The 22,799-nt window shown below is 44.3% G+C and carries 18 protein-coding genes; 8 read left to right on the forward strand and 10 right to left on the reverse strand.

All coding sequences use genetic code 11. The features are described 5' to 3' along the window. Positions 1 to 32 precede the first annotated feature (32 nt). The 4 genes from ACLHG7_RS08035 to ACLHG7_RS08050 form a co-directional block, all read right to left on the reverse strand. Complete coding sequence (locus ACLHG7_RS08035; RefSeq protein ID WP_410210536.1) at positions 33 to 2,453, reverse strand: phosphomannomutase/phosphoglucomutase; 2,421 nt, start codon at positions 2,451 to 2,453, stop codon at positions 33 to 35. Positions 2,454 to 2,683: 230 nt separating this feature from the next. Further along, positions 2,684 to 3,136 carry a dUTP diphosphatase gene (gene dut, locus ACLHG7_RS08040; protein WP_410210537.1) on the reverse strand — a complete coding sequence of 151 codons (453 nt, stop codon included), beginning with the start codon at positions 3,134 to 3,136 and terminating at the stop codon, positions 2,684 to 2,686. A gap of 81 nt (positions 3,137 to 3,217) precedes the next feature. Then, a complete protein-coding gene (locus ACLHG7_RS08045; RefSeq protein ID WP_410210538.1) occupies positions 3,218 to 4,495 on the reverse strand; it encodes a nucleotide sugar dehydrogenase in 1,278 nt (425 codons plus the stop codon). A gap of 170 nt (positions 4,496 to 4,665) precedes the next feature. Continuing rightward, positions 4,666 to 6,723 carry a UvrD-helicase domain-containing protein gene (locus ACLHG7_RS08050; protein WP_410210539.1) on the reverse strand — a complete coding sequence of 686 codons (2,058 nt, stop codon included), beginning with the start codon at positions 6,721 to 6,723 and terminating at the stop codon, positions 4,666 to 4,668. Positions 6,724 to 7,131: 408 nt separating this feature from the next. On the opposite strand from ACLHG7_RS08050, the gene ACLHG7_RS08055 reads away from it, so the two are divergent. The 4 genes from ACLHG7_RS08055 (at position 7,132) to ACLHG7_RS08070 (ending at position 12,024) form a co-directional block, all read left to right on the forward strand. Further along, positions 7,132 to 8,877, forward strand: coding sequence for a hypothetical protein (locus ACLHG7_RS08055; RefSeq protein WP_410210540.1), 1,746 nt, complete (start codon positions 7,132 to 7,134; stop codon positions 8,875 to 8,877). A 74-nt stretch (positions 8,878 to 8,951) separates the two neighbouring features. After that, a complete protein-coding gene (locus ACLHG7_RS08060; protein ID WP_410210541.1) occupies positions 8,952 to 10,565 on the forward strand; it encodes an aldolase catalytic domain-containing protein in 1,614 nt (537 codons plus the stop codon). Positions 10,566 to 10,599: 34 nt separating this feature from the next. Beyond that, positions 10,600 to 11,325, forward strand: coding sequence for a 3-deoxy-manno-octulosonate cytidylyltransferase (locus ACLHG7_RS08065; RefSeq protein ID WP_410210542.1), 726 nt, complete (start codon positions 10,600 to 10,602; stop codon positions 11,323 to 11,325). A 33-nt stretch (positions 11,326 to 11,358) separates the two neighbouring features. Next, the gene (locus ACLHG7_RS08070; RefSeq protein WP_410210543.1) at positions 11,359 to 12,024 is read left to right on the forward strand and encodes an HAD family hydrolase; all 666 of its coding nucleotides are present in this window, start codon (positions 11,359 to 11,361) and stop codon (positions 12,022 to 12,024) included. Between the two features lie 24 nt (positions 12,025 to 12,048). Here the strand turns inward: ACLHG7_RS08070 and ACLHG7_RS08075 are convergent, their stop codons facing one another. Continuing rightward, positions 12,049 to 13,545, reverse strand: a complete 1,497-nt coding sequence (locus ACLHG7_RS08075) for a dihydrolipoyl dehydrogenase (RefSeq protein ID WP_410210544.1) — start codon at positions 13,543 to 13,545, stop codon at positions 12,049 to 12,051. A gap of 189 nt (positions 13,546 to 13,734) precedes the next feature. After that, positions 13,735 to 14,070, reverse strand: coding sequence for a TIGR01244 family sulfur transferase (locus ACLHG7_RS08080; protein ID WP_410210545.1), 336 nt, complete (start codon positions 14,068 to 14,070; stop codon positions 13,735 to 13,737). 458 nt (positions 14,071 to 14,528) lie between these two features. Here ACLHG7_RS08080 and ACLHG7_RS08085 point away from each other — a divergent pair, with 458 nt between their 5' ends. From ACLHG7_RS08085 to ACLHG7_RS08095, 3 genes are all read left to right on the forward strand, one after another. Next, positions 14,529 to 15,068, forward strand: a complete 540-nt coding sequence (locus ACLHG7_RS08085) for a cytochrome b (RefSeq protein WP_410210546.1) — start codon at positions 14,529 to 14,531, stop codon at positions 15,066 to 15,068. A gap of 56 nt (positions 15,069 to 15,124) precedes the next feature. Next, positions 15,125 to 15,694 (forward strand): YceI family protein, encoded by a 570-nt coding sequence (locus ACLHG7_RS08090; RefSeq protein WP_410210547.1) that lies wholly within the window; start codon positions 15,125 to 15,127, stop codon positions 15,692 to 15,694. 96 nt (positions 15,695 to 15,790) lie between these two features. Continuing rightward, complete coding sequence (locus tag ACLHG7_RS08095) at positions 15,791 to 16,363, forward strand: YceI family protein (RefSeq protein WP_410210548.1); 573 nt, start codon at positions 15,791 to 15,793, stop codon at positions 16,361 to 16,363. A 68-nt stretch (positions 16,364 to 16,431) separates the two neighbouring features. On the opposite strand, the gene greA is transcribed toward ACLHG7_RS08095, so the two are convergent. From greA to ACLHG7_RS08115, 4 genes are all read right to left on the reverse strand, one after another. Next, positions 16,432 to 16,911 (reverse strand): transcription elongation factor GreA, encoded by a 480-nt coding sequence (greA, locus tag ACLHG7_RS08100; protein WP_410210549.1) that lies wholly within the window; start codon positions 16,909 to 16,911, stop codon positions 16,432 to 16,434. A 131-nt stretch (positions 16,912 to 17,042) separates the two neighbouring features. Beyond that, the gene (gene carB / locus ACLHG7_RS08105) at positions 17,043 to 20,273 is read right to left on the reverse strand and encodes a carbamoyl-phosphate synthase large subunit (protein WP_410210550.1); all 3,231 of its coding nucleotides are present in this window, start codon (positions 20,271 to 20,273) and stop codon (positions 17,043 to 17,045) included. Positions 20,274 to 20,275: 2 nt separating this feature from the next. Next, positions 20,276 to 21,439, reverse strand: a complete 1,164-nt coding sequence (gene carA, locus ACLHG7_RS08110; protein WP_410210551.1) for a glutamine-hydrolyzing carbamoyl-phosphate synthase small subunit — start codon at positions 21,437 to 21,439, stop codon at positions 20,276 to 20,278. 235 nt (positions 21,440 to 21,674) lie between these two features. Continuing rightward, positions 21,675 to 22,247, reverse strand: coding sequence for a hypothetical protein (locus ACLHG7_RS08115; RefSeq protein ID WP_410210552.1), 573 nt, complete (start codon positions 22,245 to 22,247; stop codon positions 21,675 to 21,677). 120 nt (positions 22,248 to 22,367) lie between these two features. Between ACLHG7_RS08115 and ACLHG7_RS08120 the strand changes: the two genes are divergently transcribed. After that, positions 22,368 to 22,562 (forward strand): hypothetical protein, encoded by a 195-nt coding sequence (locus ACLHG7_RS08120; protein WP_410210553.1) that lies wholly within the window; start codon positions 22,368 to 22,370, stop codon positions 22,560 to 22,562. The last annotated feature ends 237 nt before the right edge of the window (positions 22,563 to 22,799 follow it).

Consider the following 22,799-nt stretch of genomic DNA (forward strand, 5'->3'; position numbering starts at 1 on the left):
GGTGCGAAATCACTTCTAAAAGTATCCGGAGTTTAAGTCAATTGAGGATTAGGCATGCTGGCTGCAAGATTAGGCAGTTGCTTTGCAATCAAATCATAAAAAACTTGGCGGATATGATGAACGGAAGCTGCATTGTCCGCTTCGAAACGCAAGGTGACAAAGGCACCCGTGTTTGATGCGCGTATGATGCCAAATCCATCATGAAAATCAAGGCGTACACCGTCAATAGTTGTCAATGTCGCATTTTCAACGAGCGCAGCATCAATCGCGAGTTCTTGGAAGAATTTTTCAGGGAGATCGCTATCCAGAGGGAGATAAATGTCTGGCGTGCCCATTCGGGTCGGCAGCGTTTGTAAAATCTCACTTAATGTTTGTCCGCGCTGTGTGAGCCATTCAAGCAGTCTCATTGCCGCATATAAGCCGTCATCCGTAGCAGAACCACGTCCATCATTAAAGAAGTAGTGACCCGAGAACTCACCCCCAAAAGAAACTTCACTGCGTTTGGACATGACTGCATGACGGATAAAGGTACTGCCGCTGCGGCTCATAATGGGTCGTCCACCATGTGCAGTAATGGTTTGCGAGACCATACGGCTACATTTCACATCATAGACAATGTCTGTGCCAGGTCTGGACTCCAGCACCATGATTGCAAATATTGCAATCAACTGATCAGATGTAACGACAGTGCCGTCATGATTGACGACCACTAAACGATCCCCATCCCCATCAAAGGCAAAGCCTATATCTGCTTTACTCTGGATAACTTGGGTGGACAGGTTGTTAAGGCGATCAGGCTCGCATGGATCTGGATTACCGTGGGGGTATAAGCCATTCGGGTCGATATCAATACCGGTGACATGGCAACCTAATGTTTCTATGGCATACATGGCAGGTTTGCCCATTACACCATTCATACCATCAACCTGGACCGTGACATCATCACTTAAAATCACATCGCTGAGAATTTCATCGAGGTAATCGCGGGTAAACGATTTCTGAGTGATCTTTCCTTTCCCTTCAGTAAATGTCCTTTTTTCAGCACGGTCATAAATATTTTGAATATCTTCGGGAAGCGGTGATTGTCGCTGTGTAATCCATTTGATGCCGTTGTATTCAGCAGGACTATGACTGGCCGTAATCATAATGCCATTACCCTGATATTGTCTTGCCGCATAATGCATCACGGGGGTCGGCACTTGACCAATATCAATGACATGCAAACCGCTTTCGGCAAGCGCATCTCTCATAATCTGGGCATATTCCTCACTTGTCTCACGTGCATCATAACCGACGACAATTTCAAGTTGACCTCTATTACGGAATTCACTCCCCAGTGCACGACTAATGGGAAGCATCCATTGAGCAGTCAGATCATTGACTTTGCCGCGTATGTCGTAAGCTCTAAAAATATGCTTGGGGATCGATTTGCTGATAACGAACTCAAGATCAGTTAGCGCTTCTGTATCTAGTGTAAATTCGGGTGTATGACTTAAGGAGGAGGGCTGTGCCACTTCAAGCGCCGTACTCTCTATAGCAAGATCGGGGATATCAAAGTCATTGACTTCAGCATCAGGAGCTGATTTTTGGATAGTATTTTGAATAGGGACGTTGATTGTTTGTGGCTCAGGCTTTAGCGTGGTTTCAACGATCGGCTGTATCTGCGGTGAAGGCGTTAACTCTTCAGCGACAACATTCAGTTTTCTCAGTTGTTCTTCCTCAGAATCGATGGGCTGAACGTTTAAATGGGTGAACTGAGGTTTCATTGCCATCCAGACCAATAGCGGTAGCAATCCACCGACTAAGGTCAGTAGTGCTGCCATAAGCGGAATGTTATCTAAGGGGTTTAGCGACATAGGTCCTTTGATTTGACCAATGTTGAGTTGCCACCCTTTTATACTGAGAGGAATTGCTGTAAGTGAGGTATCGCTGTTATTTGAGGTTTTAAAGATATCGACCGGTTGTTCACTACCCACTTTCTGTGTGATCGTAATCAGCAGATTAGAGGGAGTCATCTGTTGTAGATCCTTTGCGAGTGGTGCAAAAGGACGTTCGCTGATCAAATAACCCCCGGCAGGTAATGTCGTCACGATGCTGACTTTGGTTTGACTGCCTATATGTGTGGCTTCGAGAATACCTTTCGATGTCTGGGCACGATTAATCAAGTCTTGATCGGAAAAACTGAGAGAGGCAGGTACGCCTCCATCGGCAGGAATAATTGCTTTGACAGTTGCTGTCGATTTTAGTGTAGGCAGTTCTGCAAGGTGGTTTGCTTCGATTTTCCAATTGTCGACTTGGCGATTGATGACTGCTGCGGTTTGTTGACCCAGTTGAGTGAGTGCTTGATTGCTTTGCTGTTGAATCACGTGATCAACGATGCCATAACAGCTAAAACTGATAGCGAGAACGATGGCTGCATGCAGAATAAAAGGTTTTAAATGGGGATTCGGCATGGAAAGCGCGTTTTTTCGTGGAGTGTGCTGAGTTTTACTATTACTTTGCGCTGACGTCTTTGCCGATTTCTTCATTGAAAATACTTCCATTTAATCAAATCAATTTTGCATCTACAGTAGTCATAGTTTGCTATGAATACAAGCAGTTTAGACATATAAACCACTTCATGTGGTTTATGCTTTTAAGCTGGTTGAGGATTGCCCAAACAGCTTAAAAAGGGAAGGGGCAGTTATTGTCGCCCTGTGTGACCAAATCCACCCGCACCGCGTTCACTTTCAACAAATTCTTCAACAATGTCAAATGATGTTTGCATAATTGGAACAAGAACGTATTGTGCCATACGCTCGCCTGGCTCAAGCGTGAATGCTGTCGTTCCACGATTCCAAACCGAAACCATAAGTTCACCCTGATAATCAGAGTCAATCAGACCGACGAGATTCCCTAAAACGATGCCGTGTTTATGACCTAGGCCCGAACGCGGTAAAATCAAACCTGCATAGTGGGGATCTTCAATATAAATAGACATGCCTGTTTTGACGAGTAATGTCGTGTTTGGTTCAAGTACCACGGGCTCTGCTAAACAAGCGCGTAAATCAATTCCCGCAGAACCACTGGTTGCATGTGCAGGGAGCGGCCAAGTTGTTCCAATACGAGGATCTAAAATTTTAAGCTGTAGCTTCATAACGAGATTTAACCTGTACTAATCCATTGTCAAAAGAGTGTGAGGCAATACCACTTGCCGTTGATATCAAATAGCGTATTTTTACAATCGCCAAACTTTAAAGCCTGCTTGCTCAAGCTGATCACGATTAAAGCTACCTTTAACATCCAGAAACGGTGTTTGACCTATTGTTTTTTGCTTGAGCTGCTCAATAGAAAGTGATTTAAATTGATCATGGCTGACTGCTGCAATAACGGCATCCACATGCTTGATCTGTCCAAAATCAATCAAGTCGAGTTGATATTCATGTTTCACTTCTGCGGCATCCGCAACGGGATCAACGACATGGACTGTAACACCATAACTCTGTAATTCTTGGATGATATCAATGACGCGCGTATTGCGCGTGTCACTACAATTTTCTTTAAACGTCAGACCCAGAACCAATACGGTCGCTTTGCCGACAGGTGTGCCATTCTGACAGAGCATTTTGATGCAGTTTTGGGCGATATGAATGCCCATGCTGTCATTAATATGGCGCGCCGCCATCATTAAGTCGGCGTGATAACCGAGTTGTTCTGCGCGAAAGGTTAAATAGTAAGGATCAACACCAATACAATGTCCACCAACGAGGCCAGGGAAGAATTTTAAGAAATTCCATTTCGTTCCCGCAGCTTCCAAGACTTCCTGAGTATCAATTCCGGCACGTTGACAGATCAAAGCAAACTCATTCATGAGTGCGATATTCACATCGCGCTGTGTATTCTCAAGAATTTTTGCAGCCTCAGCGACTTTAATCGAAGGTGCCTCATGCACTCCAGCCGTAATGATCAAGCGATATAATGCGGAAACATCCGCTAATGTCGCTGCATCTTGTCCTGAGACGATCTTCATAATCGATTCAAGTGGCCGTGCTTTGTCACCGGGGTTAATTCGTTCCGGAGAGTAGCCTAAACGGAAGCTTTTGTTTGATGCGGCAAGAATCGGCTTACAGATCTCTTCAGTCACACCGGGGTACACTGTTGATTCAAAAATGACCGTTGCGCCATCTTTCATATGGGTTGCGATTAACCGACTCGCAGACTCTACGGGAGAGAGATCGGGAAGCTTTGCATTATTGATGGGTGTTGGCACGGCGGTAATAATGAAGTCTGCTGCTGCAAGATCAGCGGGATCATGAGTAAAGGTAATTTGTGTCGACGCGATAAAATGTTCAGTGTCCATCTCACCTGTTGGATCGATTTTCTGTTGATAAGCGCTGATCTTGTCTGCATTAATGTCAAAACCAATGGTACGCAGCTGACGTCCAAATGCAAGTGCGAGCGGTAAACCGACGTAGCCTAAGCCTACGATTGCAACGGTTTTTTCCTGTATTGTCATATTCTAGTGCTCACGTTTTATAAACCGAATAATAGATGATTAAAGTGTCCTAACCTGTTTTATTGCATAATCATGTCAGTTCGGTGACAGATGCTCGTCAAGCGATCATTCATTGCTGAGTGAACCTGATTGAAAGGAACTAATCTTTCAATCGACGAGTATATAAGACTTTATTTCATCAGCGCTTTCAAATTTGCAAGATAGGCTGCTGCTTGCGCTTTGGGATCAACGTTAGAAATTTTATTCTTCTTGCGTCCTGACCATTCAATCTCTTCCTCTGGCAGTTCATCTAGAAATCGGCTCGGCGTTGTTTGGCGTAAATTGCCGCCCATTTTACGCTGCTCAGCAAGTGTCAGTGTTAAACCCTGACGGGCACGTGTAATACCGACGTACATCAACCTACGTTCCTCCTCAACGGTTTCAGCCGCTATAGAGTTTTTATGCGGTAGTAACTCTTCTTCAAGACCCATGATATAAACATAAGGAAACTCCAATCCTTTTGCCGCATGCAGAGTCATGAGATTGACTTTATCGGTATCTTCTTCTTCCTGTTGTTGATCGAGTAAGTCGAGTAATACCAATTTGCGGATAACGCTTTCGATATTTTTCTCATCCACATCTTCTGCACGGTTAATTAGACTTTGAATACTTGAAAACAAGGTCTCTAAGTTGTCGAGTTTATTCTTTTCATTCTGCGGCGTGGGTGCATTTTCTTTGATGTAATCAATATAACCTGTTTCATTAATCATCTGGCGGACGAGCGGGACAGGGTTGTCATCATCATATAGGTCGCGGGTATATTGCTCAATGAACTGGGCAAATTCGTGCAAATGAAGTACGGCTTTGCGCTGACTCACGACCATATTTAAACGCAGATCACCCGCAGCGGATAGCAATGACATACTGAATTCTTGTGCGAACAGCCCCAGTTTTTCGAGTGTTGCTGGGCCAATTTCGCGTTTAGGGGTGTTGATAATGCGTAGAAATGCACTGTCGTCATCGGGGTTGATGATGAGGCGCAAATAGCTCATCACATCTTTAATTTCAGCACGTGCAAAGAATGAGGTTCCCCCTGAAACTTTATAAGGGATTTGCAGTTGCCGTAATTGCGTCTCGAGTACGCGTGCTTGGAAATTTCCCCGATAGAGAACTGCGTAGTCCTGCCAAGTTTTGCCATTCATCAGCCTGTGCGTCATGATGTCATGGACAATGCGTTCTGCTTCATCATCATCATTTCGGCAATTCATCACACGAATGACATCCCCATGACCTTTATCGGACCATAAGGCTTTTTCAAAAAGATGCGGATTGTTTTCAATGACCTTGTTGGCCGCTTTTAAGATACGGCTGGTTGAACGATAATTTTGCTCAAGCTTGATAACTTTGAGTCTTGGAAAGTCATCGGCAAGAAGTGCCATATTTTCAGGTTTTGCGCCGCGCCATGCATAAATCGATTGATCATCATCACCAACAGCCGTGAATCGCGCTTGAACACCGACTAATAATTTCACCAACATATATTGAGCGGTATTGGTATCTTGATATTCATCGACGAGCAGATAGTGCACGCGATTCTGCCATTTATCTCGCAGTTCTGCATTGTCCTGTAATAGGCGAGTGGGTAGAGCAATCAAGTCATCAAAATCTACGGCATTATAGGCACGAATATTGCGTTCATAAAGTTCGTATAAATGTGCGAGCTGTAAGTCTTCGTTATCGATGGCGGTGCTAATCGCTTGGGCTGGTAGTAAGAGATCGTTTTTCCAATCCGAAATTCGTCTCATAGCTTTGGCAATCAGCTCTTTACTATCTGCACCTGACAGATTGTCACGTTGCATGAGATCCATGAGCAATCGTTTACAATCGTCAGCGTCAAGAATGGAGAAATTGTTTTTAAGCGGCGTATGTTTGAGTTCTAGACGCAGCAAATTTAGACCGAAGTTATGAAATGTGGAGACGGTAATGCCTTTCATTTTGTCACTAGGCAGCAGTTTACTAACACGCTCTTTCATTTCACGTGCGGCTTTGTTAGTGAACGTCATCGCGACGATACGGTGTGAAGGAACATTACAGTTTTGAATAAGATGAGCAATTTTCCGTGTAATCACCGCAGTTTTGCCTGATCCCGCGCCCGCCAAAACGAGTAGAGGACCGCTTACATACTCCATGGCTTCTTGCTGACGAGGATTAAGCGCTGATAACTTCTGTGATGTATGCGTACCGCTCATGTGGCTTTCTCTCCGATTAGTCGGCTATTATAAAGAGCTAACATGACGATGGACATGCTTTTCTACCAGGATCTTCGTAGATGTTTGATGACTGGCGTAGAATCAATCAGAGGATAGAGTTATTTAGTCCGAATACCGATTTCTCAGCGAACTGGTTTGAATATGGACGTGTTTTTGCCATGCATTTCTGTAGTGAGTGTGGGGTGAGAATGTAGGAAATTTTTACAATTGAAAAGTATAGTCCTTAGTTATTGGTAGGTATATTGCGTAATCGACCCATAAGATCATGTTGTAGCGGTATGGATTTGATAAAGCTGATGTCACTTTACAGCTGAGTTCATAATTATAAGTTATTTGATTTACATTGTTTTTTAATTTAGGTGTGGTAATTGCTGGAGAAAGAGTGGTATGAATTCTGGTTCATTAGAGCAATATGCACTTCAAGTTGCTAATGATGCATATATGCGGGTATTAGGACGTTTACCCGATGACACCGAGCTTAATAAATTTGTCGCTGAAGTACTGAGTACGGGTAATGCAACGACTGTAATGAAACAATTCATAAGCGAACATACAGTTAGTTCCAAGCCATCGGAAAGTTTAGATTCAGAAACCGATGTTTTAGAGTCAAATGCTACGCAAACTGTATCTCCAGAGGACCACTGGAAAGAAACGATTCATCTTAATGCAGAATATGTTGCAAAATCACTCTATTTAAGTCTACTTGGGCGAGAAGCCGATGCTGGTGGCTTGGCTACATTTGCCCAATGCCTTCGTGATGAGGATTTGGTTACGGTCATCCAGAGAATTTCATCCTCCACAGAATGTTCGAATCTTTGGTTCGAAAAATTTAGATCGAGGATCATCCAAGAAGAAATAAATGTGTCTGCTGGACAAAAGAAAAGTCTTGCTCTTGATGCGTTTTTATCCTCAAAGTTGAATTTGGTGAAATCAGAAGTTTTTCGTTATCAGCGATACCATAACTCAAATAGCGGCATTGAATTTCAGCCTGCTACTTACCCACGTTTGGGGAAGTCTCAACCTTTTGCATTAGTTTTTCTTTCGACGGAAGCTTGGCTTCCATTTGCGCTTGCTGTTTCGGATTATCTGTATAAGACATATCACTATCGAAGTGTATTAGTGTATCTTGAGTGGTCACCTGCTATTGAGCAAGCAATGTCTTTAGATGAGTCAGTTTTGGATGTCATTCATTTAGATGAGTTCAAAAAGATTCCAGAAAATTTATTGTTGAAACCAGAAATTATCGTCACTCATAGTTTTGGTTGGTATAGTGATATTGCGTCTGTTTTGGATTGTTTTACTGATAGTCGATTATTTATCTATGCAGATGGCCTGAGCAATGAACTCAATGCAGAGCGGATATTGTCAGAGCGAAAAGTAGAAAGCTCATTGTTTTTTGGATTTGAGATTATTTCTCCTGCGGTTAAACATGAAGTTACGATTCCTACGAAAGAAATTTTTAAGTATATCGATAAAATTTCTAATATTTATAGTTTTGCCCCTAGCCTTGCCGTTCTGGAACATGAAAAAGATGACTATGCGGTAGTCTATTTGCGTTATTGGGGAATTGGCCATTATGCCCCTTTTGAAGAAGTAGAGGCCGTGAAAAGTATCGTGGATACAATCTGTAAAAGTGTAGCTTCAGACGTTTCGATCATTATTAAAGATGATCCGCGGGCTTTTCGTTCGATGAATGTTTTGGTACAGAAAGGATTGGAAGAGAAAAACTATAAGGTGAGCTCTTTCATTGATTATCTTGCAGGCTATGGTATTGATTCGGCATATAGCCTACTCCCAACGGAGTATTTTTTCTCCAGAGGATTGTTGTGTCGTGCGAAAGCACATATCGTGTTGGATAGTAGTCTCGGGTATATTGTTGCAACAAATCCTCATATCAATAGGAAGTCTGAAGTTATCATTGGCGCAGATTTCGATTCTTTTTTGAATAAGGCCGAGAATGAATACACAGAAGAACGCTTTATAGAGAAGAAAAAACAATTATTAAATGTTGTTCGAAATGTAAAAGCGCGATCTTCTCGGTATAAAGATGCGATTTTAAATTCCGACGCATGTGGTTCACGAGATCTTCTCAATAATTATGAAGACTCCCTCTTCCATATCGTACTTAATTAATTCACTAATGCAGAAAATGGTAAAAGTTTACCGCTGAAGACTTGAGCAAAATTTGACAATAAAGGAAATGCGGTATGAGTGCTAATCAATATACTTTGCTGGATTGTACATTACGTGATGGCGGCTACTACAATAACTGGGATTTTGATCAAGATCTCGTGGAGCGCTACCTGCAGTCGATGGCGAGTAGTGGCGTGGATATCGTTGAGTTGGGCTTTCGTTTTACTTTTGCCAACAAAACTAAATTCCTAGGGCCGTATGCCTATACAACAGACCGCTTTTTAAGTCAGATTCATATCCCTGAAAGCTTGATTCTTGGTGTGATGATTAATGCTGCTGATTATCTCAAAGCACCTGAGGGTGATATTGCGGCTATTCATAATTTCTTTGCACCCAAAGCAAAATCGAAAGTCCAATTGGTCCGTATTGCAGCGCATGTCGCTGAAGTGCCTAAGTGTGGTGGCTTGGTGACGACCTTGCATGAGTTAGGCTATCGGGTTGGTTTTAACATCATGCAGTCCAATAGCTGCACCGATGAAAAGTTAGCTGAACTTGTACGTGCTATCCGCGATTTCGAACACGTCGAGGTACTCTACTTTGCGGACTCGCTTGGTAATATGGACGATGCCGAAACTTTGAGGATTATCCAGACTCTGCGTTTAGAGTGGAGTGGGCCGTTAGGTTTCCATGGTCATGACAATATGGGTAAAGCATTGGGTAACACGGTAATGGGCATCAAAAATGGTGTCACTTGGTTAGATGCAACTGTAACTGGAATGGGACGCGGCGCTGGTAATACACAAATGGAGTATTTGCTGGTCGAGGTTCAAAAACAAACGGACAAAAAGGTACATCCTGCCCACGTAATTGATTTGGCTTGCCAAGATTTTGAACCGATGAAAAAGCATCATGGCTGGGGCATGAATGTATTTTATTATTTGGGTGCTCAGCACAAAGTCCATCCAACCTATGTTCAAGATATGCTTGCACAAGGGACATTCTCGCCGAATGATGTGGTGACATTAATTGAGCTGTTGGGCGAAAATACGGGTTCATCCTATAAGCCGCAAGGCGTGGCGAGCCTAATGACGGCACGGTTCCAAAATGCAGTCGGACATTGGTCGGCTAAAGCATTGTTTGCGGGACGTCCCGTCTTGATCGTAGCGGGTGGGGCATCAGCTAAGCGTCATTGGCCTGCGATTGAACGCTATATTCAAGATAAGCAACCGATTGTGGTAAGTCTAAATTTGCTCGATTTTATTCCACAGCAATTCTTGTCGGTGATCGCAGTTTGCCATCCTGGTCGTTTGGTTCCCTTTATTAACAGTGCATCAAAAACACCATTGATGACACCAATCCAGTCACTGCCTAAATTGATCAGTGACTCCCTCAGTCGCTGCACCGTGTATGACTATGGAATGCAAGTGGATCCCACGAGAGTAGTTGCTGAGGATACTGGTTGCGTGGTAACCGATGCACTGGTTGCTCCATATGCAATTTGTGCGGCGCTCGCTGGCGGGGCCACTCAGATCGAATTGGTGGGTTTTGATGGCTTTGATGGCCGCGATGCACGCTATCATCAAATGAACGATGTGATTGTCAAACTTCTTGAGATTTCTAAAGTTCCTGTGTATTCGTTGACTACAACGCATTACGACATTCCTCAGCGATCAATTTATAGTTTTTAAGATCATTCATCATAATTTTGATATAGAGAACCACGTGAAAACAGTCATTATCATTCCTGCACGTTTTCAATCGTCGCGTTTTCCAGGTAAGCCGCTTGCGGACTTACTTGGGCTACCGATGATTGTTCATGTTTGGCAAAAGTGTGTCCAAGCTTTGGATGCAAATCTGGTCTATGTCGCCACCGATGATGATCGTATCCGTGATGTGTGCCATTCGCACGGAATTCAGGTTGTGATGACTCGTAGTGACTGTTTGACGGGCACTGATCGAGTTTTTGATGCATCGCTTCAGGTTCAGGCTGATTTATATCTGAATGTCCAAGGCGACGAGCCAATGCTCGATCCTAAAGATATTCAGGTTGTTTTGGATGCTGCTAAGCAATTTCCGGGCGAAATTATCAATGCAACAAGCGAAATTGATAACGAGATTGACTATCTAAGTCGTACCGTACCTAAAGTGGTTGCTCGCCCTGATGGACGTTTGCTGTATATGTCACGGGCACCGATACCGGGCAATAAGGCGGCAAGCTTTGTGACAGCGCATAAACAGGTCTGTATTTATGCGTTTCCTCCTAAGGCACTTAGCGATTTTGCATCTTGCCAGCAAAAGACTGCATTAGAAGAAATAGAAGATATCGAGATTCTTCGTTTCTTAGAGTTAGGCTATGAGGTGCGTATGGTGCCTGTATCGCAGAGCTCAGTTGCTGTTGATACCCCTCAAGATTTAGAGCGGGTTAGGGTCTTGATGCAAGCGGTCTGAGTTTAGAGAAGATTAGAATTTTAAGAGAGCACTGTGCTAAATCAACCTTACGATTTTTACGTCTTCGATTGCGATGGCGTTATTTTACGATCAAATCAAATTAAATCCGATGCTTTTGCATCGGCTTTACAAGGCGAGCCTGAGCAATTGGTTGCCGAGTTTGTCGAATATCACAAGGCTAATGGCGGTGTCTCACGCTACCAGAAATTTGCCCACTACTATAATCATATGCGCGTCGACCAGAGTACGAGTACAGATACCACGATCCTGACTCAACAAGCGATTGATCGTTATGCGGCTATAGTGCGGGATGCGCTTTCGTCTTGTGAAATGATTTCTGGTGTTTTGACATTTATTCAAAAACTACATGCACAGGGCTTACCATGCGCCGTCAATTCAGGCGGTGATGAGCTTGAATTGCATCATGTCTTCCAAGTGCGCGGGTTGGATCAGTATTTTAAGCACATCTTTGGTTCGCCTTCCTCTAAGCACAACAATATGGAACGTCTCAAAAGTGCTGGATTTATGACGGGGTCTGGCGTGATGTTTGGAGATTCACGCTCAGATTTTATTGCCGCACAAAGTTTTGCATTAGATTTCGTTTATGTCCAAGAGGAAAGCGAGTGGAAAGACGGAGCGGCTGTCTCTGCAGCTCATGGTTATCAGATTGTGCCTGACTTTAGGTCACTTCCACTGTAATACATACATAAAGCTGCACTTAGATTATGATGTTTGCTGCATCGCATGTTTGAGCCTGAGCAATGCGGTTCGTAACCCTTCTTCAAGTGTTGGGTGATAGTAGGGATTACGAATCATCTGTTCAATTGAGATGTCATGCTGGATCATCCAAGCAACGGCATGAGCCAGATGCTCAACTTGAGGACCAAACATTTCCGCACCTAGTAATCGCTCTGTTTTAGCATCTCCATACATTCTGAGCTTTCCATGTTTTACTGCCATGACACGGGCACGACCTTGGCGTGCAAAATCAAGTTCTCCAATATGAAAAGGCTGCTGACTTTCTGTTAACTGTCGATAATTAAGTCCGACCGTGGCCATTTGTGGCTCAGAAAAAATCACACCAAGTGGTGTCATTGGCAATGACTTTTCTATTCTAGTCTCCCTAGCCGCATTTAATCCACTGAGTCGCCCTTGGAAGACAGCTTCATGCATGACGGGTCGATAAAGATTTACATCTCCTGCGATAAAGATCGGTTTTCTGCCGATTTGCCCCGTTGTCGGGTTGTAGCCAACAGGAATACCGCGATGATCCAGATCAATGCCTGCTTTGGATAAATTCAAAGCACTGAGGTTAGGCTGTCTCGTGATTGCGCATAATACATAATCAAACGTATCCTGCTGCTTTACGCCGAATTTATTCTTGAATGTAATGTGCACTTGCACTTTTTTACTCTTGGTATGAGTCTGTAATCTTGGAGTATCCGTGAGGGCAACATCTGTAATGGTTGTTCCTAACGCCAAATCTAATTCTTGACCAAATACGTCAAGTGCATGTTGTTGTAATGCGGGATCGGTTAATGAGCCTACTTTTTCACTACGATTGAATAATTTGACTCGAACACCTAAGCGATGGAAGGCTTGGGAGAGTTCAAGCCCTTGAGCACCTGAGCCAATGACTGCCAGTGATTTGGGCAGTTTTTTAATTTCAAAAATAGACTCATTGGTGAGTAAACGTTTACCAATTTTTTCTGCCCATCCTTCTGGGATTAGCGGCGATCCACCTGTAGCAATCACAATTTTCTGGGCTTGGATAAGTTCCTCACCGACTTGTACGGTATTTTTATTGATAAAGCGGGCATAGCCTGAAAGCTTATGCTGATCAGGAAAAAGACTAACGGTTTTGAGCACCGAATTAGCAAAGAAATCGCGTTCTAATTGCACGCGTTTCATGACAGCCTTGGCATCGACTTTGAGGGTACTTTTAAGTCCAAAAACTTCTGAAGTATTGATGTCATATGCCCGATTTGCGGCGGTGATCAGGAGTTTACTGGGCATGCAGCCGACACGAGCACAGGTCGTGCTCCAATCGCCTCCATTTATCAGAAGAACGCTTTCTGTGATTTTAACTGCGGCATGATAGGCCGTTTGACCTGCTGTACCTGCGCCAATGATGACGGTGTGAACGTGTCTAGTAATGGCGGGCTTAGTACTTTTGTTTTTTTGTAGAGGTTTTGGGGGTGGCATGTCATGTTGGGACATAGGGTTTCCAGACATTGAGAAAGTGCGAGATACCGTCTTACTCTAGTCTTTCGTCAATACAAGTTCCATATCTTCTCGTAAATAAATAAAGCGTATGAATCGTTTATTTCTATATTTAAAGGTGCTAGCAATAAAAAAAGATGCTCAAGCTAATGCAGTTGAGCATCTTTTTTATTGGTCTAATGAAGATCAATCATCCAAGAAATCCATTTGCTTAGCCAACTGATAGAGATTATTTGAACGCGCACCACTGCGGCAGAAGACTAAAACTGGCTTGGGTAATTGGTTGAGGTGTTCCGCAAATGTGCGGACATCCTGTTCGGTGATTTGCCCACTGATGACGGGTTGAGCCACGTACACCAAACCTGCTGCTTCAGCGGCGACTTGTATCTCTGCAGAGGTGGGTTGAACCGGGCCGCCTTCAAGATCAGGGCGGTTGTTTATAATTGATTTAAAGCCTTTCTCAGCGGCCTCAGTCATTTGTTCAGGGTAAAGTTGACCTGCGAATTGAACAGAATCTGTCATGGTTTGCCTTTGCTGAAATGTATGAGTTTAAAAAATGATAATACGTATTTTTACAGAATTTTTGGCATTTGTATCTAAGTTTTATGCGTTAAAGCCATGCCTCAGCGTAATGAGGATGGCGCGCAATATTCATTAGATGTTCTATATGTGGAACGTTGTGTCGTCATATTTGATGTTTAATACGGATAATAAAACGATTACAGTACCCAGCATCACATGATTGAGATAGTCCTGATTGATGATTAAGACATCATAATTAAGAGGGACTATTTTTAAAGTGCTAAATAAACTCTTTAGTGAATATTGTTAATTCTATTATTAAGTTTAATGTAGGCTTCATGAAAAGAGATTAACAATCTAGAAATAGATTGCAGTCATAAACTATTAGATACTGTTTTGGTCAAAATTTTATGAATATTTTAATGCGTGTATTTAGCAATAAATTGGGGATGAATTGAATGGCTCAACAATATACTCGAACAGCAATAGGTTTACATTGGATTATTGCTCTATTGATATTTGCCGCGTTTGGTTTGGGCTGGGTAATGACGGATATTCCCGGCTTCACCATGATGAAGCTGAAATATTATTCTTGGCATAAATGGCTGGGTGTGACTGTTTTTGCTTTAGCGTTTGTCCGAGTATTTTGGCGTTTGACTCATCCAGCACCCGCAATGATCGCCACGATTCCACGCGGGCAACAATTGATTGCCAGCGGGGTGCATTGGTTATTGTATTTCTTAATCTTCGCCGTACCGTTATCAGGATATTTCTACAGTCTAGCAGCGGGTTTTCCAATTGTTTATCTCGGCATTATTCCGATCCCATCTTTGATTGACCGAAACTTAGAGATTGCAGATACGTTGAAAACGATTCATGTCGTTTTAGATTACACCATGGCAGGATTGGTTGGGTTACATGTATTGGGTGCTTTGAAACATCATATTATTGATCGTGATGCGACTTTGGCGCGGATGTTACCTTTTCTGAAAAGATAGGTGATGTGCGTATTTAGAGCGTTTATTTAACAGTGAATACAAGTGAGTATAACGTGATGTTGAATTTAAATGGTAGTAAAGGTGCGCTGACGGTATTGTCTTTGACAGCAGTATTTGCAGCGACAAGTGCCTTGGCAGCACCAATCGACAGCGCAAAAAGCACTGTTTCTGCGACAGGGAAACAGCTAGGCGTTCCTGTGACGGGTCAATTCAAGAAGATCGTCGGCGATGTGACCTTCAATCCTACACAGCTTGCACAATCCTCAGCGAAGGTTGATATCGATGTGGGCAGCTATGATATGGGTATGGCGGATTACAACAAGAACGTTACGGGCTCTGAATGGTTCGATTCAGCCAAGTTCCCTAAAGCCAGCTTTGTTTCTACAGGCATTAAAGCAGCGGGCGCGGGCTTTACGGTCACTGGTAAATTTACGCTTAAAGGCCGTGTGCAAAATGTCACGTTCCCAGTAAGCGTGAAAACAGAAGGTGCCAACCAAGTGTTTGATGGTGTGCTTCAGGTTAAACGAACTGCTTTTGGCGTTGGCTCAGGTGATTGGGCGGATACCTCTGTAGTTGCGGATGATGTTGCGATTAAATTTCATATCGTTGCCCCCGCTAAGAAGTAATGCGATACCGCTACCCACGATCGGGTAGCGCCGTATTTTTAGAAGTTTAATGTGCTTTATTGTGTTGTTCCTAAACTTAATTTTTGAGGCGTTATTATGAAAGCTCTTCTTGTTGCTGCGATGACCACAATGCTGGCCAGTACTGCATTTGCTAAGCCAGTTACTTATAACCTTGATCCAACCCATACTTACCCAAGTTTTGAAGCTGATCATATGGGCGGTGCTTCTAAATGGCGCGGTAAGATTGATAAATCAAGCGGTACAGTGATACTGGATAGAGAAGCGAAAAAGGGTAGCGTCGACGTAACGATGCAAATGGATAGCGTTAATTTTGGTTTCAAACCCATGGATGACCATGCTAAAAAACCAGAATTGTTTGATACGGCTAAATTCCCAACTGCAAACTACAAAGGGACGTTGGTATTTGATGGTGATAAGCCTGTTGCTGTAGATGGGAACTTGACTTTCCACGGTGTGACGAAGCCTGTGAAGTTGGATATCAAATCATGGAAATGTTACATGAATCCTATGCTGAAAAAAGAAACCTGTGGTGCAGATGCTTATGGATCATTTAACCGCGGTGACTTTGGCGTCGATTATGGTAAAGCCTACGGTTTTGATCTGGGTGTTGGTCTTGCGATCCAAGTTGAAGGTGTACGCGCTGACTAATCATTTTAAGGATTAGCAAATAAAAAAGACCGATAATTCGGTCTTTTTTATTTGGTGTATATCGATGATTAGATATACAGCACTTGAGTAATTTCATACTCGGCGACACCTTTTGGTGTTTCGATTTTGACTTCATCGCCAGCGCGTTTACCAATCAGGCCACGCGCGATCGGGGAGTTGAGTGATATTTTGTTGAGTTTAAAATCAGCCTCGTCATCACCAACGATTTTGTATTGCTTACGCTCTTCGGTGTCCAAATTTTCGATTTCAACGGTCACACCAAAAACCACACGACCATTTTGCTCAAGCTTAGAGAGTTCAATGACTTCAGCAGCCGAGAGTTTGGCTTCAATTTCCTGAATACGTCCTTCACAAAAACCTTGCTGTTCTTTCGCTGCATGGTATTCCGCATTTTCTTTTAAGTCGCCATGGGCACGAGCCTCAGCAATCGCAGCAATAATCCGTGGACGCTCGACACTTTTACGCTCTTGTAACTCAACAGTGAGTGCAAGATGACCTTCTGGGGTCATCGGATAACGTTGAACCATAATCAGAATTTCCATTTTTAACAAAAAGTGACTTTCAAGCAGTGAATGTCAGGAAAGCACTTTCAAAAATAAAAAGGAATGGCGAAAGCTTTCACTCTCGCCATTCACGATATCACTAATCAAAGGGCTGTTTAGCCTTGATGTAAATCTTGCAAACGGTACACATCCATTGGCAGAGGGATGTTCATGGCCTGACAGACCGCATCAGCGCCGCTGATTGTCGTGGTGTAGTACACCTTGCCTTGCAAGGCACTACGACGAATCGAGAACGAATCTTGCTGTGCTTGTTTACCTTCAGTGGTATTAATGATGAGGTGGATTTCGCCATTTTTCAAGCGGTCTACAATATGTGGACGACCTTCAGTGACTTTATTAATCCGCTCACATTCAATCCCTTGCTCAAGCAGAAGCTTATAACTACCACCTGTTGCAACCAAAGTAAAGCCCAGTGCAATCAGTTTAGCAGCGATTTCTGGCAATGCCGCTTTATCACTATCGCGAACGGATAAGAACGCGCGTTTGATTTCACCAGCGACTGGTTTTCCAGGCAGGCGTTCGTTACTGCCGAGTACGGCTTTGTAGAAGGCTTCACCGAAAGTTTTGCCTACACCCATGACTTCGCCAGTAGATTTCATCTCAGGTCCGAGAATCGGATCAACACCTGGGAATTTGTTAAATGGGAAGACGGCTTCTTTCACCGAGTAGAAGTCTGGGATCACTTCAGTGGTGAATCCTTGGCTCTCTAGTGTTTGTCCCGCCATACAGCGTGACGCTACTTTGGCAAGACTGGTGCCAATTGCTTTAGAGACAAAGGGTACGGTACGAGATGCGCGCGGATTCACTTCAAGCACGTAAACGTCAGAACCTTTAACAGCAAACTGAACGTTCATCAAACCAATAACGCCTAGCTCGCGTGCCATCGCTACGGTTTGTGCGCGCATGACATCTTGAATCTCAGCGGAGAGTGAGTAGGGAGGCAATGAACATGCAGAGTCACCAGAGTGTACACCCGCTTGTTCAATATGCTGCATAATCCCGCCAATGACCACATTGGTGCCATCAGAGACGCAGTCCACATCGACTTCAATCGCATCATCAAGGAAGCGGTCGAGCAGTACTGGAGCATCGTTAGAGGCCTGAACGGCATCACGTAGATAGCGCTTGAGTTCTTCTTCGTTGTAGACGATTTCCATCGCACGACCACCCAAGACATAGGATGGGCGAACAACGAGCGGATAACCAACTTGCGCAGCAGCCAGTAAGCCTTCTTCCGCGCTCTTGACGATACGGTTAGGTGGTTGAAGTAAGTTGAGGCGAATGACCATTTGCTGGAAGCGTTCACGGTCTTCTGCACGGTCAATTGCATCCGGCGAGGTCCCAATGATTGGCACACCCGCTTCTTCAAGCGCACGCGCTAGTTTCAATGGGGTTTGACCACCATACTGTACAATTACGCCTTTTGGTTTTTCGATACGTGCAATCTCGAGGACGTCTTCGAGTGTAACTGGCTCGAAATAGAGGCGATCTGAGGTGTCGTAATCGGTCGATACGGTTTCAGGATTACAGTTGACCATAATGGTTTCATAACCATCTTCACGCATTGCAAGCGCTGCGTGTACACAACAATAGTCAAATTCGATCCCTTGACCTATGCGGTTTGGTCCACCGCCCAGTACCATGATCTTGTCACGGCTAGATGGGTTGGCTTCACACTCTTCTTCATAAGTTGAGTACATGTATGCTGTGCTGGTTTCAAACTCAGCCGCACAGGTATCAACGCGTTTGTAAACGGGATAAACACCCAGTGACCAACGCTGCTTACGTAATTGCTTTTGCGAAATACCGAGTAGGGTAGCTAAGCGTAGATCCGACAAGCCTTTGCGTTTATAACGACGCATGTTCTCATACGTCAGACCCGCAACACCGAGTTGCTCAACTTCCGCTTCAGTTTTGATAATGTCTTCGATTTGGATCAAGAACCATTTATCAATCGCAGTATATTCATGAACTTGTTCAAGGCTTAGGCCATGACGGAAGGCGTCAGCGATATACCAGATGCGCTCTGCGCCCGGCACTTTCAATTCAAGACGAAGTTTGTCTAATGCATCTTCAGTACCCAGTGGGATTTTCGGCGTAAAGCCATCTACACCGACTTCAAGTCCACGCAGTGCTTTTTGAACGGATTCTTGGAAGGTCCGGCCGATCGCCATCACTTCACCGACCGATTTCATTTGAGTCGTCAAAACTGCGTCGGCTTGTGGGAACTTTTCAAAGTTGAAGCGAGGAATCTTGGTCACGACATAGTCGATTGATGGCTCAAAGCTTGCTGGAGTGTTGCCGCCGGTGATGTCGTTTTTAAGTTCATCAAGCGTGTAACCTACTGCCAGCTTAGCAGCGATCTTGGCAATCGGAAAACCCGTTGCTTTTGATGCCAGTGCAGATGAGCGAGATACACGTGGATTCATTTCAATGACGACCATACGGCCATCGATAGGGCTGATCCCGAACTGGACGTTGGAGCCACCTGTTTCAACACCAATTTCACGCAATACTGCGATCGATGCATTACGCATCAATTGATATTCTTTGTCCGTCAGTGTTTGAGCTGGGGCGACTGTGATGGAGTCACCAGTGTGAACACCCATTGGGTCAAAGTTTTCAATCGCACAGACGATGATACAGTTGTCGTTTTTATCACGCACAACTTCCATCTCATATTCTTTCCAGCCAATCAGCGATTCATCGATCAATAATTGCTTGGTTGGGGAGAGATCAAAGCCGCGTTCGCAGATTTCGATGAACTCTTCACGGTTGTAAGCGATACCACCACCTGATCCACCCATGGTGAATGATGGTCGAATGATACAAGGAAAGCCCATGTCTGCTTGAATTTTGAATGCTTCATCCATGTCACCAGCAACGGCTGCACGTGGACATTCAAGCCCAATACGACGCATCGCTTGGTCAAACAGCTTGCGATCTTCAGCCATTTCGATGGCGTCTTTGCTTGCGCCGATCAGTTCTACATTGAACTTCTCTAGGATGCCATTGGCATCAAGTGCCAATGCGCAGTTCAGTGCAGTTTGACCACCCATCGTTGGCAATACTGCATCTGGGCGTTCTTTTTCAATGATTTGTGCGACGGTTTGCCATGTGATCGGCTCAATATAGGTTGAGTCGGCCATCGATGGGTCAGTCATGATGGTTGCAGGGTTGGAGTTAACCAAGATCACGCGGTAGCCTTCTTCGCGCAGTGCTTTACAGGCTTGTGCACCGGAGTAGTCAAACTCGCAGGCTTGACCAATCACGATCGGTCCAGCACCAATAATCAGAATCGATTTTATGTCAGTACGTTTTGGCATGATTAAGCTCCCTGATTCTGTGTATGTTTCGCAGCATGAGCTTGCATCAGGTCAATAAAATGATCGAATAGCGGCGCGCAGTCATGCGGGCCAGGGCTGGCTTCGGGATGTCCTTGAAAGCTAAACGCAGGCTTATCATTTCGATGGATGCCTTGGTTTGAGCCGTCAAACAGCGAGCGATGGGTGACGCGCAGCGTAGAAGGCAGGGTTGCTTCATCAACAGCGAAACCATGGTTCTGGCTGGTGATCATCACGGTGTTATTCTCGACATCTTGTACAGGATGGTTTGCGCCATGATGCCCAAATTTCATTTTTAGTGTTTGTGCGCCAGAGGCGAGAGCTAATATCTGATGTCCTAAGCAAATACCAAACAGAGGTAATTCACTATCGACCAGAGTGCGCACGGCTTCAACAGCGTAAGTACATGCTGCTGGGTCGCCAGGGCCGTTAGAAAGGAAAATGCCATCTGGATTCAGGGCAAGCACATCCGCCGCAGGGGTCTGAGCAGGAACAACAGTCAAACGACAGCCACGATCCACGAGCATGCGTAGAATATTGGTTTTGACGCCGTAGTCGTAAGCGACGACATGGAATTGCTCATTGCTTAAAGGTGTAAAACCTTTATTGAGTTGCCATGAGCCGGAGGTCCATTCAAAGCCATCGGGGTCGCAGCATACTTTGGCTAGATCGACACCGTCTATACCAGCAAAGCCGCGTGCTGCAGCAAGTGCCGCTTCTGGAGTGGCATCAGGTCCAGTCAGGATTGCGCCACTTTGTGCACCCGTGGTGCGCAGAATGCGAGTCAGCTTGCGAGTATCGATATCTGCAATCGCAACAACATTATTATCTTTAAGATAGTCAGCGAGAGATTTTGTAGAGCGGAAGTTACTTGCCATGAGGGGTAAGTCGCGAATGACTAGACCTGCTGCCCATACTTTACTGATACGACCTGATTCACAGTCTTCATCGTTGGTGCCGGTATTTCCGATATGCGGATAAGTCAGCGTAACGATTTGCTGTGCATAGCTCGGATCTGTGAGGATTTCTTGATAGCCAGTCATGGCAGTATTAAAAACAACTTCACCAGTGGTGAGTCCCTCTGCGCCAATGGAATGACCGTGAAAAATGGTTCCATCTGCTAGGGCTAATATGGCGGGCGTGTGCAAGTCTAACCTCCGATTCTGTCTTTTGCTACAAGAGCATCCGCATCAACATGCAAGGACGGCGATGTTAAATTACGGTTGTAAAAAACGAGCAGTTACTGTGACCTGTTGATGCGTGATATCCGTCGCTGGATGAAAGCTATGGATTAGACGCGCCAAAAGGGAAGGCTTATTTTGATATGTTAGCCTTCTAGTCTGCTCGTTTGAGATTAGGTGGATATTCTACGGATTTTGGGGATTATTGTCCATGACTATCGTGGAATTCTTCGTGCAGGGAGAGGGATAACGTCCAGCCGCCTGAGTGATGGAAGTCGGCTTGGTCTATGGAGTGGGATAGTGCCAGATATTCAAGGGAATGCTGGGTTTTAATGACAGCTGTTAGCCCGATATTGAGTGTTTGTTTAGCCAGATTGAGCGTGGCTAAATCAATTTCAGCACTAATGGTTTGTCCGGACACTTCAAATTTGGTGAGCGCGAGCTCATGAACGCGTTGTGGCGGCATTGTATTGGGGGTTCGATAGTCGCTAAATTGGTAGAGGTTCCACGCAAGAGAAGGTGACAGATTTAACTCGAAGTATCTTGTATGGGCAGAAGGATTAATAAAAACTTCAAAACAAGTATTTTCCCATAAGTAGTCACACTGTTTAAATTGATCCGGTGCGGGCCAGAAGATTTCATGGACCGGGTCGTGAACTTCAAAACAGACAATCAACCGAGTATCGACCAATGAAGCATGCGCATGAACAGAATAGGTCTTCTGAGCGGCATGATGAGATAAAGGGTGTGGGCGCAGAGGTTGCCAATAGCTCATTTTATTGATTACTCTAGAAATATAAATCATTCGTCGTATTTAAGATGCCGATCATACTTTAGTAGCTGGAAAGACATGACTAATAAGGGCATGATAGCGTAACGAATGATGGAGATTGTCATGAAATTACTCAAATTGCTTGTTTTAACGACCACATGCATCTGGCTTTCAAGCTGTGCAGTGTATACCCCAGCGGGCTCGGTTGTGGTCGATCCACATTCAGGATATGGTCACGGCGACCGAGACCGTGATCGCGGAGATGGCGGCGGTCGTGATTTCTGCCCTCCAGGTCAAGCCAAAAAAGGCAATTGCTGATCTTGATTTAAACGTCATCCCATTTAAATAAAAAGCCCAATCGCTTGATTTGGGCTTTTTTTTACGTTTGGCGTTTTTTTAATGACGTGTGATACCGAACAGTTGTGATTTTCTGCTTATGTGTTTTTTAGATGAGCGACACTCTTAATAATTATTTTTAGATATATAAAGTTAAATTTATTAGTTAGTCAAAAATACATTATTGCGTACCATACATTAACAAAACTTTTCATGAAA

The sequence above is a fragment of the Aquirhabdus sp. genome (assembly GCF_046462495.1).
Lineage (GTDB): Bacteria > Pseudomonadota > Gammaproteobacteria > Pseudomonadales > Moraxellaceae > Aquirhabdus.

Excerpts from the sequence above, each read along its gene's own strand:
- ACLHG7_RS08035 (WP_410210536.1), bottom strand. The coding sequence starts at position 2,453 with ATGCCGAATCCCCATTTAAAACCTTTTATTCTGCATGCAGCCATCGTT.
- dut (WP_410210537.1), bottom strand. The coding sequence starts at position 3,136 with ATGAAGCTACAGCTTAAAATTTTAGATCCTCGTATTGGAACAACTTGG.
- ACLHG7_RS08045 (WP_410210538.1), bottom strand. The coding sequence starts at position 4,495 with ATGACAATACAGGAAAAAACCGTTGCAATCGTAGGCTTAGGCTACGTC.
- ACLHG7_RS08050 (WP_410210539.1), bottom strand. The coding sequence starts at position 6,723 with ATGAGCGGTACGCATACATCACAGAAGTTATCAGCGCTTAATCCTCGT.
- ACLHG7_RS08055 (WP_410210540.1), top strand. The coding sequence starts at position 7,132 with ATGAATTCTGGTTCATTAGAGCAATATGCACTTCAAGTTGCTAATGAT.
- ACLHG7_RS08060 (WP_410210541.1), top strand. The coding sequence starts at position 8,952 with ATGAGTGCTAATCAATATACTTTGCTGGATTGTACATTACGTGATGGC.
- ACLHG7_RS08075 (WP_410210544.1), bottom strand. The coding sequence starts at position 13,545 with ATGTCCCAACATGACATGCCACCCCCAAAACCTCTACAAAAAAACAAA.
- ACLHG7_RS08080 (WP_410210545.1), bottom strand. The coding sequence starts at position 14,070 with ATGACAGATTCTGTTCAATTCGCAGGTCAACTTTACCCTGAACAAATG.
- ACLHG7_RS08085 (WP_410210546.1), top strand. The coding sequence starts at position 14,529 with ATGGCTCAACAATATACTCGAACAGCAATAGGTTTACATTGGATTATT.
- ACLHG7_RS08090 (WP_410210547.1), top strand. The coding sequence starts at position 15,125 with ATGTTGAATTTAAATGGTAGTAAAGGTGCGCTGACGGTATTGTCTTTG.
- ACLHG7_RS08095 (WP_410210548.1), top strand. The coding sequence starts at position 15,791 with ATGAAAGCTCTTCTTGTTGCTGCGATGACCACAATGCTGGCCAGTACT.
- greA (WP_410210549.1), bottom strand. The coding sequence starts at position 16,911 with ATGGTTCAACGTTATCCGATGACCCCAGAAGGTCATCTTGCACTCACT.
- carB (WP_410210550.1), bottom strand. The coding sequence starts at position 20,273 with ATGCCAAAACGTACTGACATAAAATCGATTCTGATTATTGGTGCTGGA.
- ACLHG7_RS08115 (WP_410210552.1), bottom strand. The coding sequence starts at position 22,247 with ATGAGCTATTGGCAACCTCTGCGCCCACACCCTTTATCTCATCATGCC.
- ACLHG7_RS08120 (WP_410210553.1), top strand. The coding sequence starts at position 22,368 with ATGAAATTACTCAAATTGCTTGTTTTAACGACCACATGCATCTGGCTT.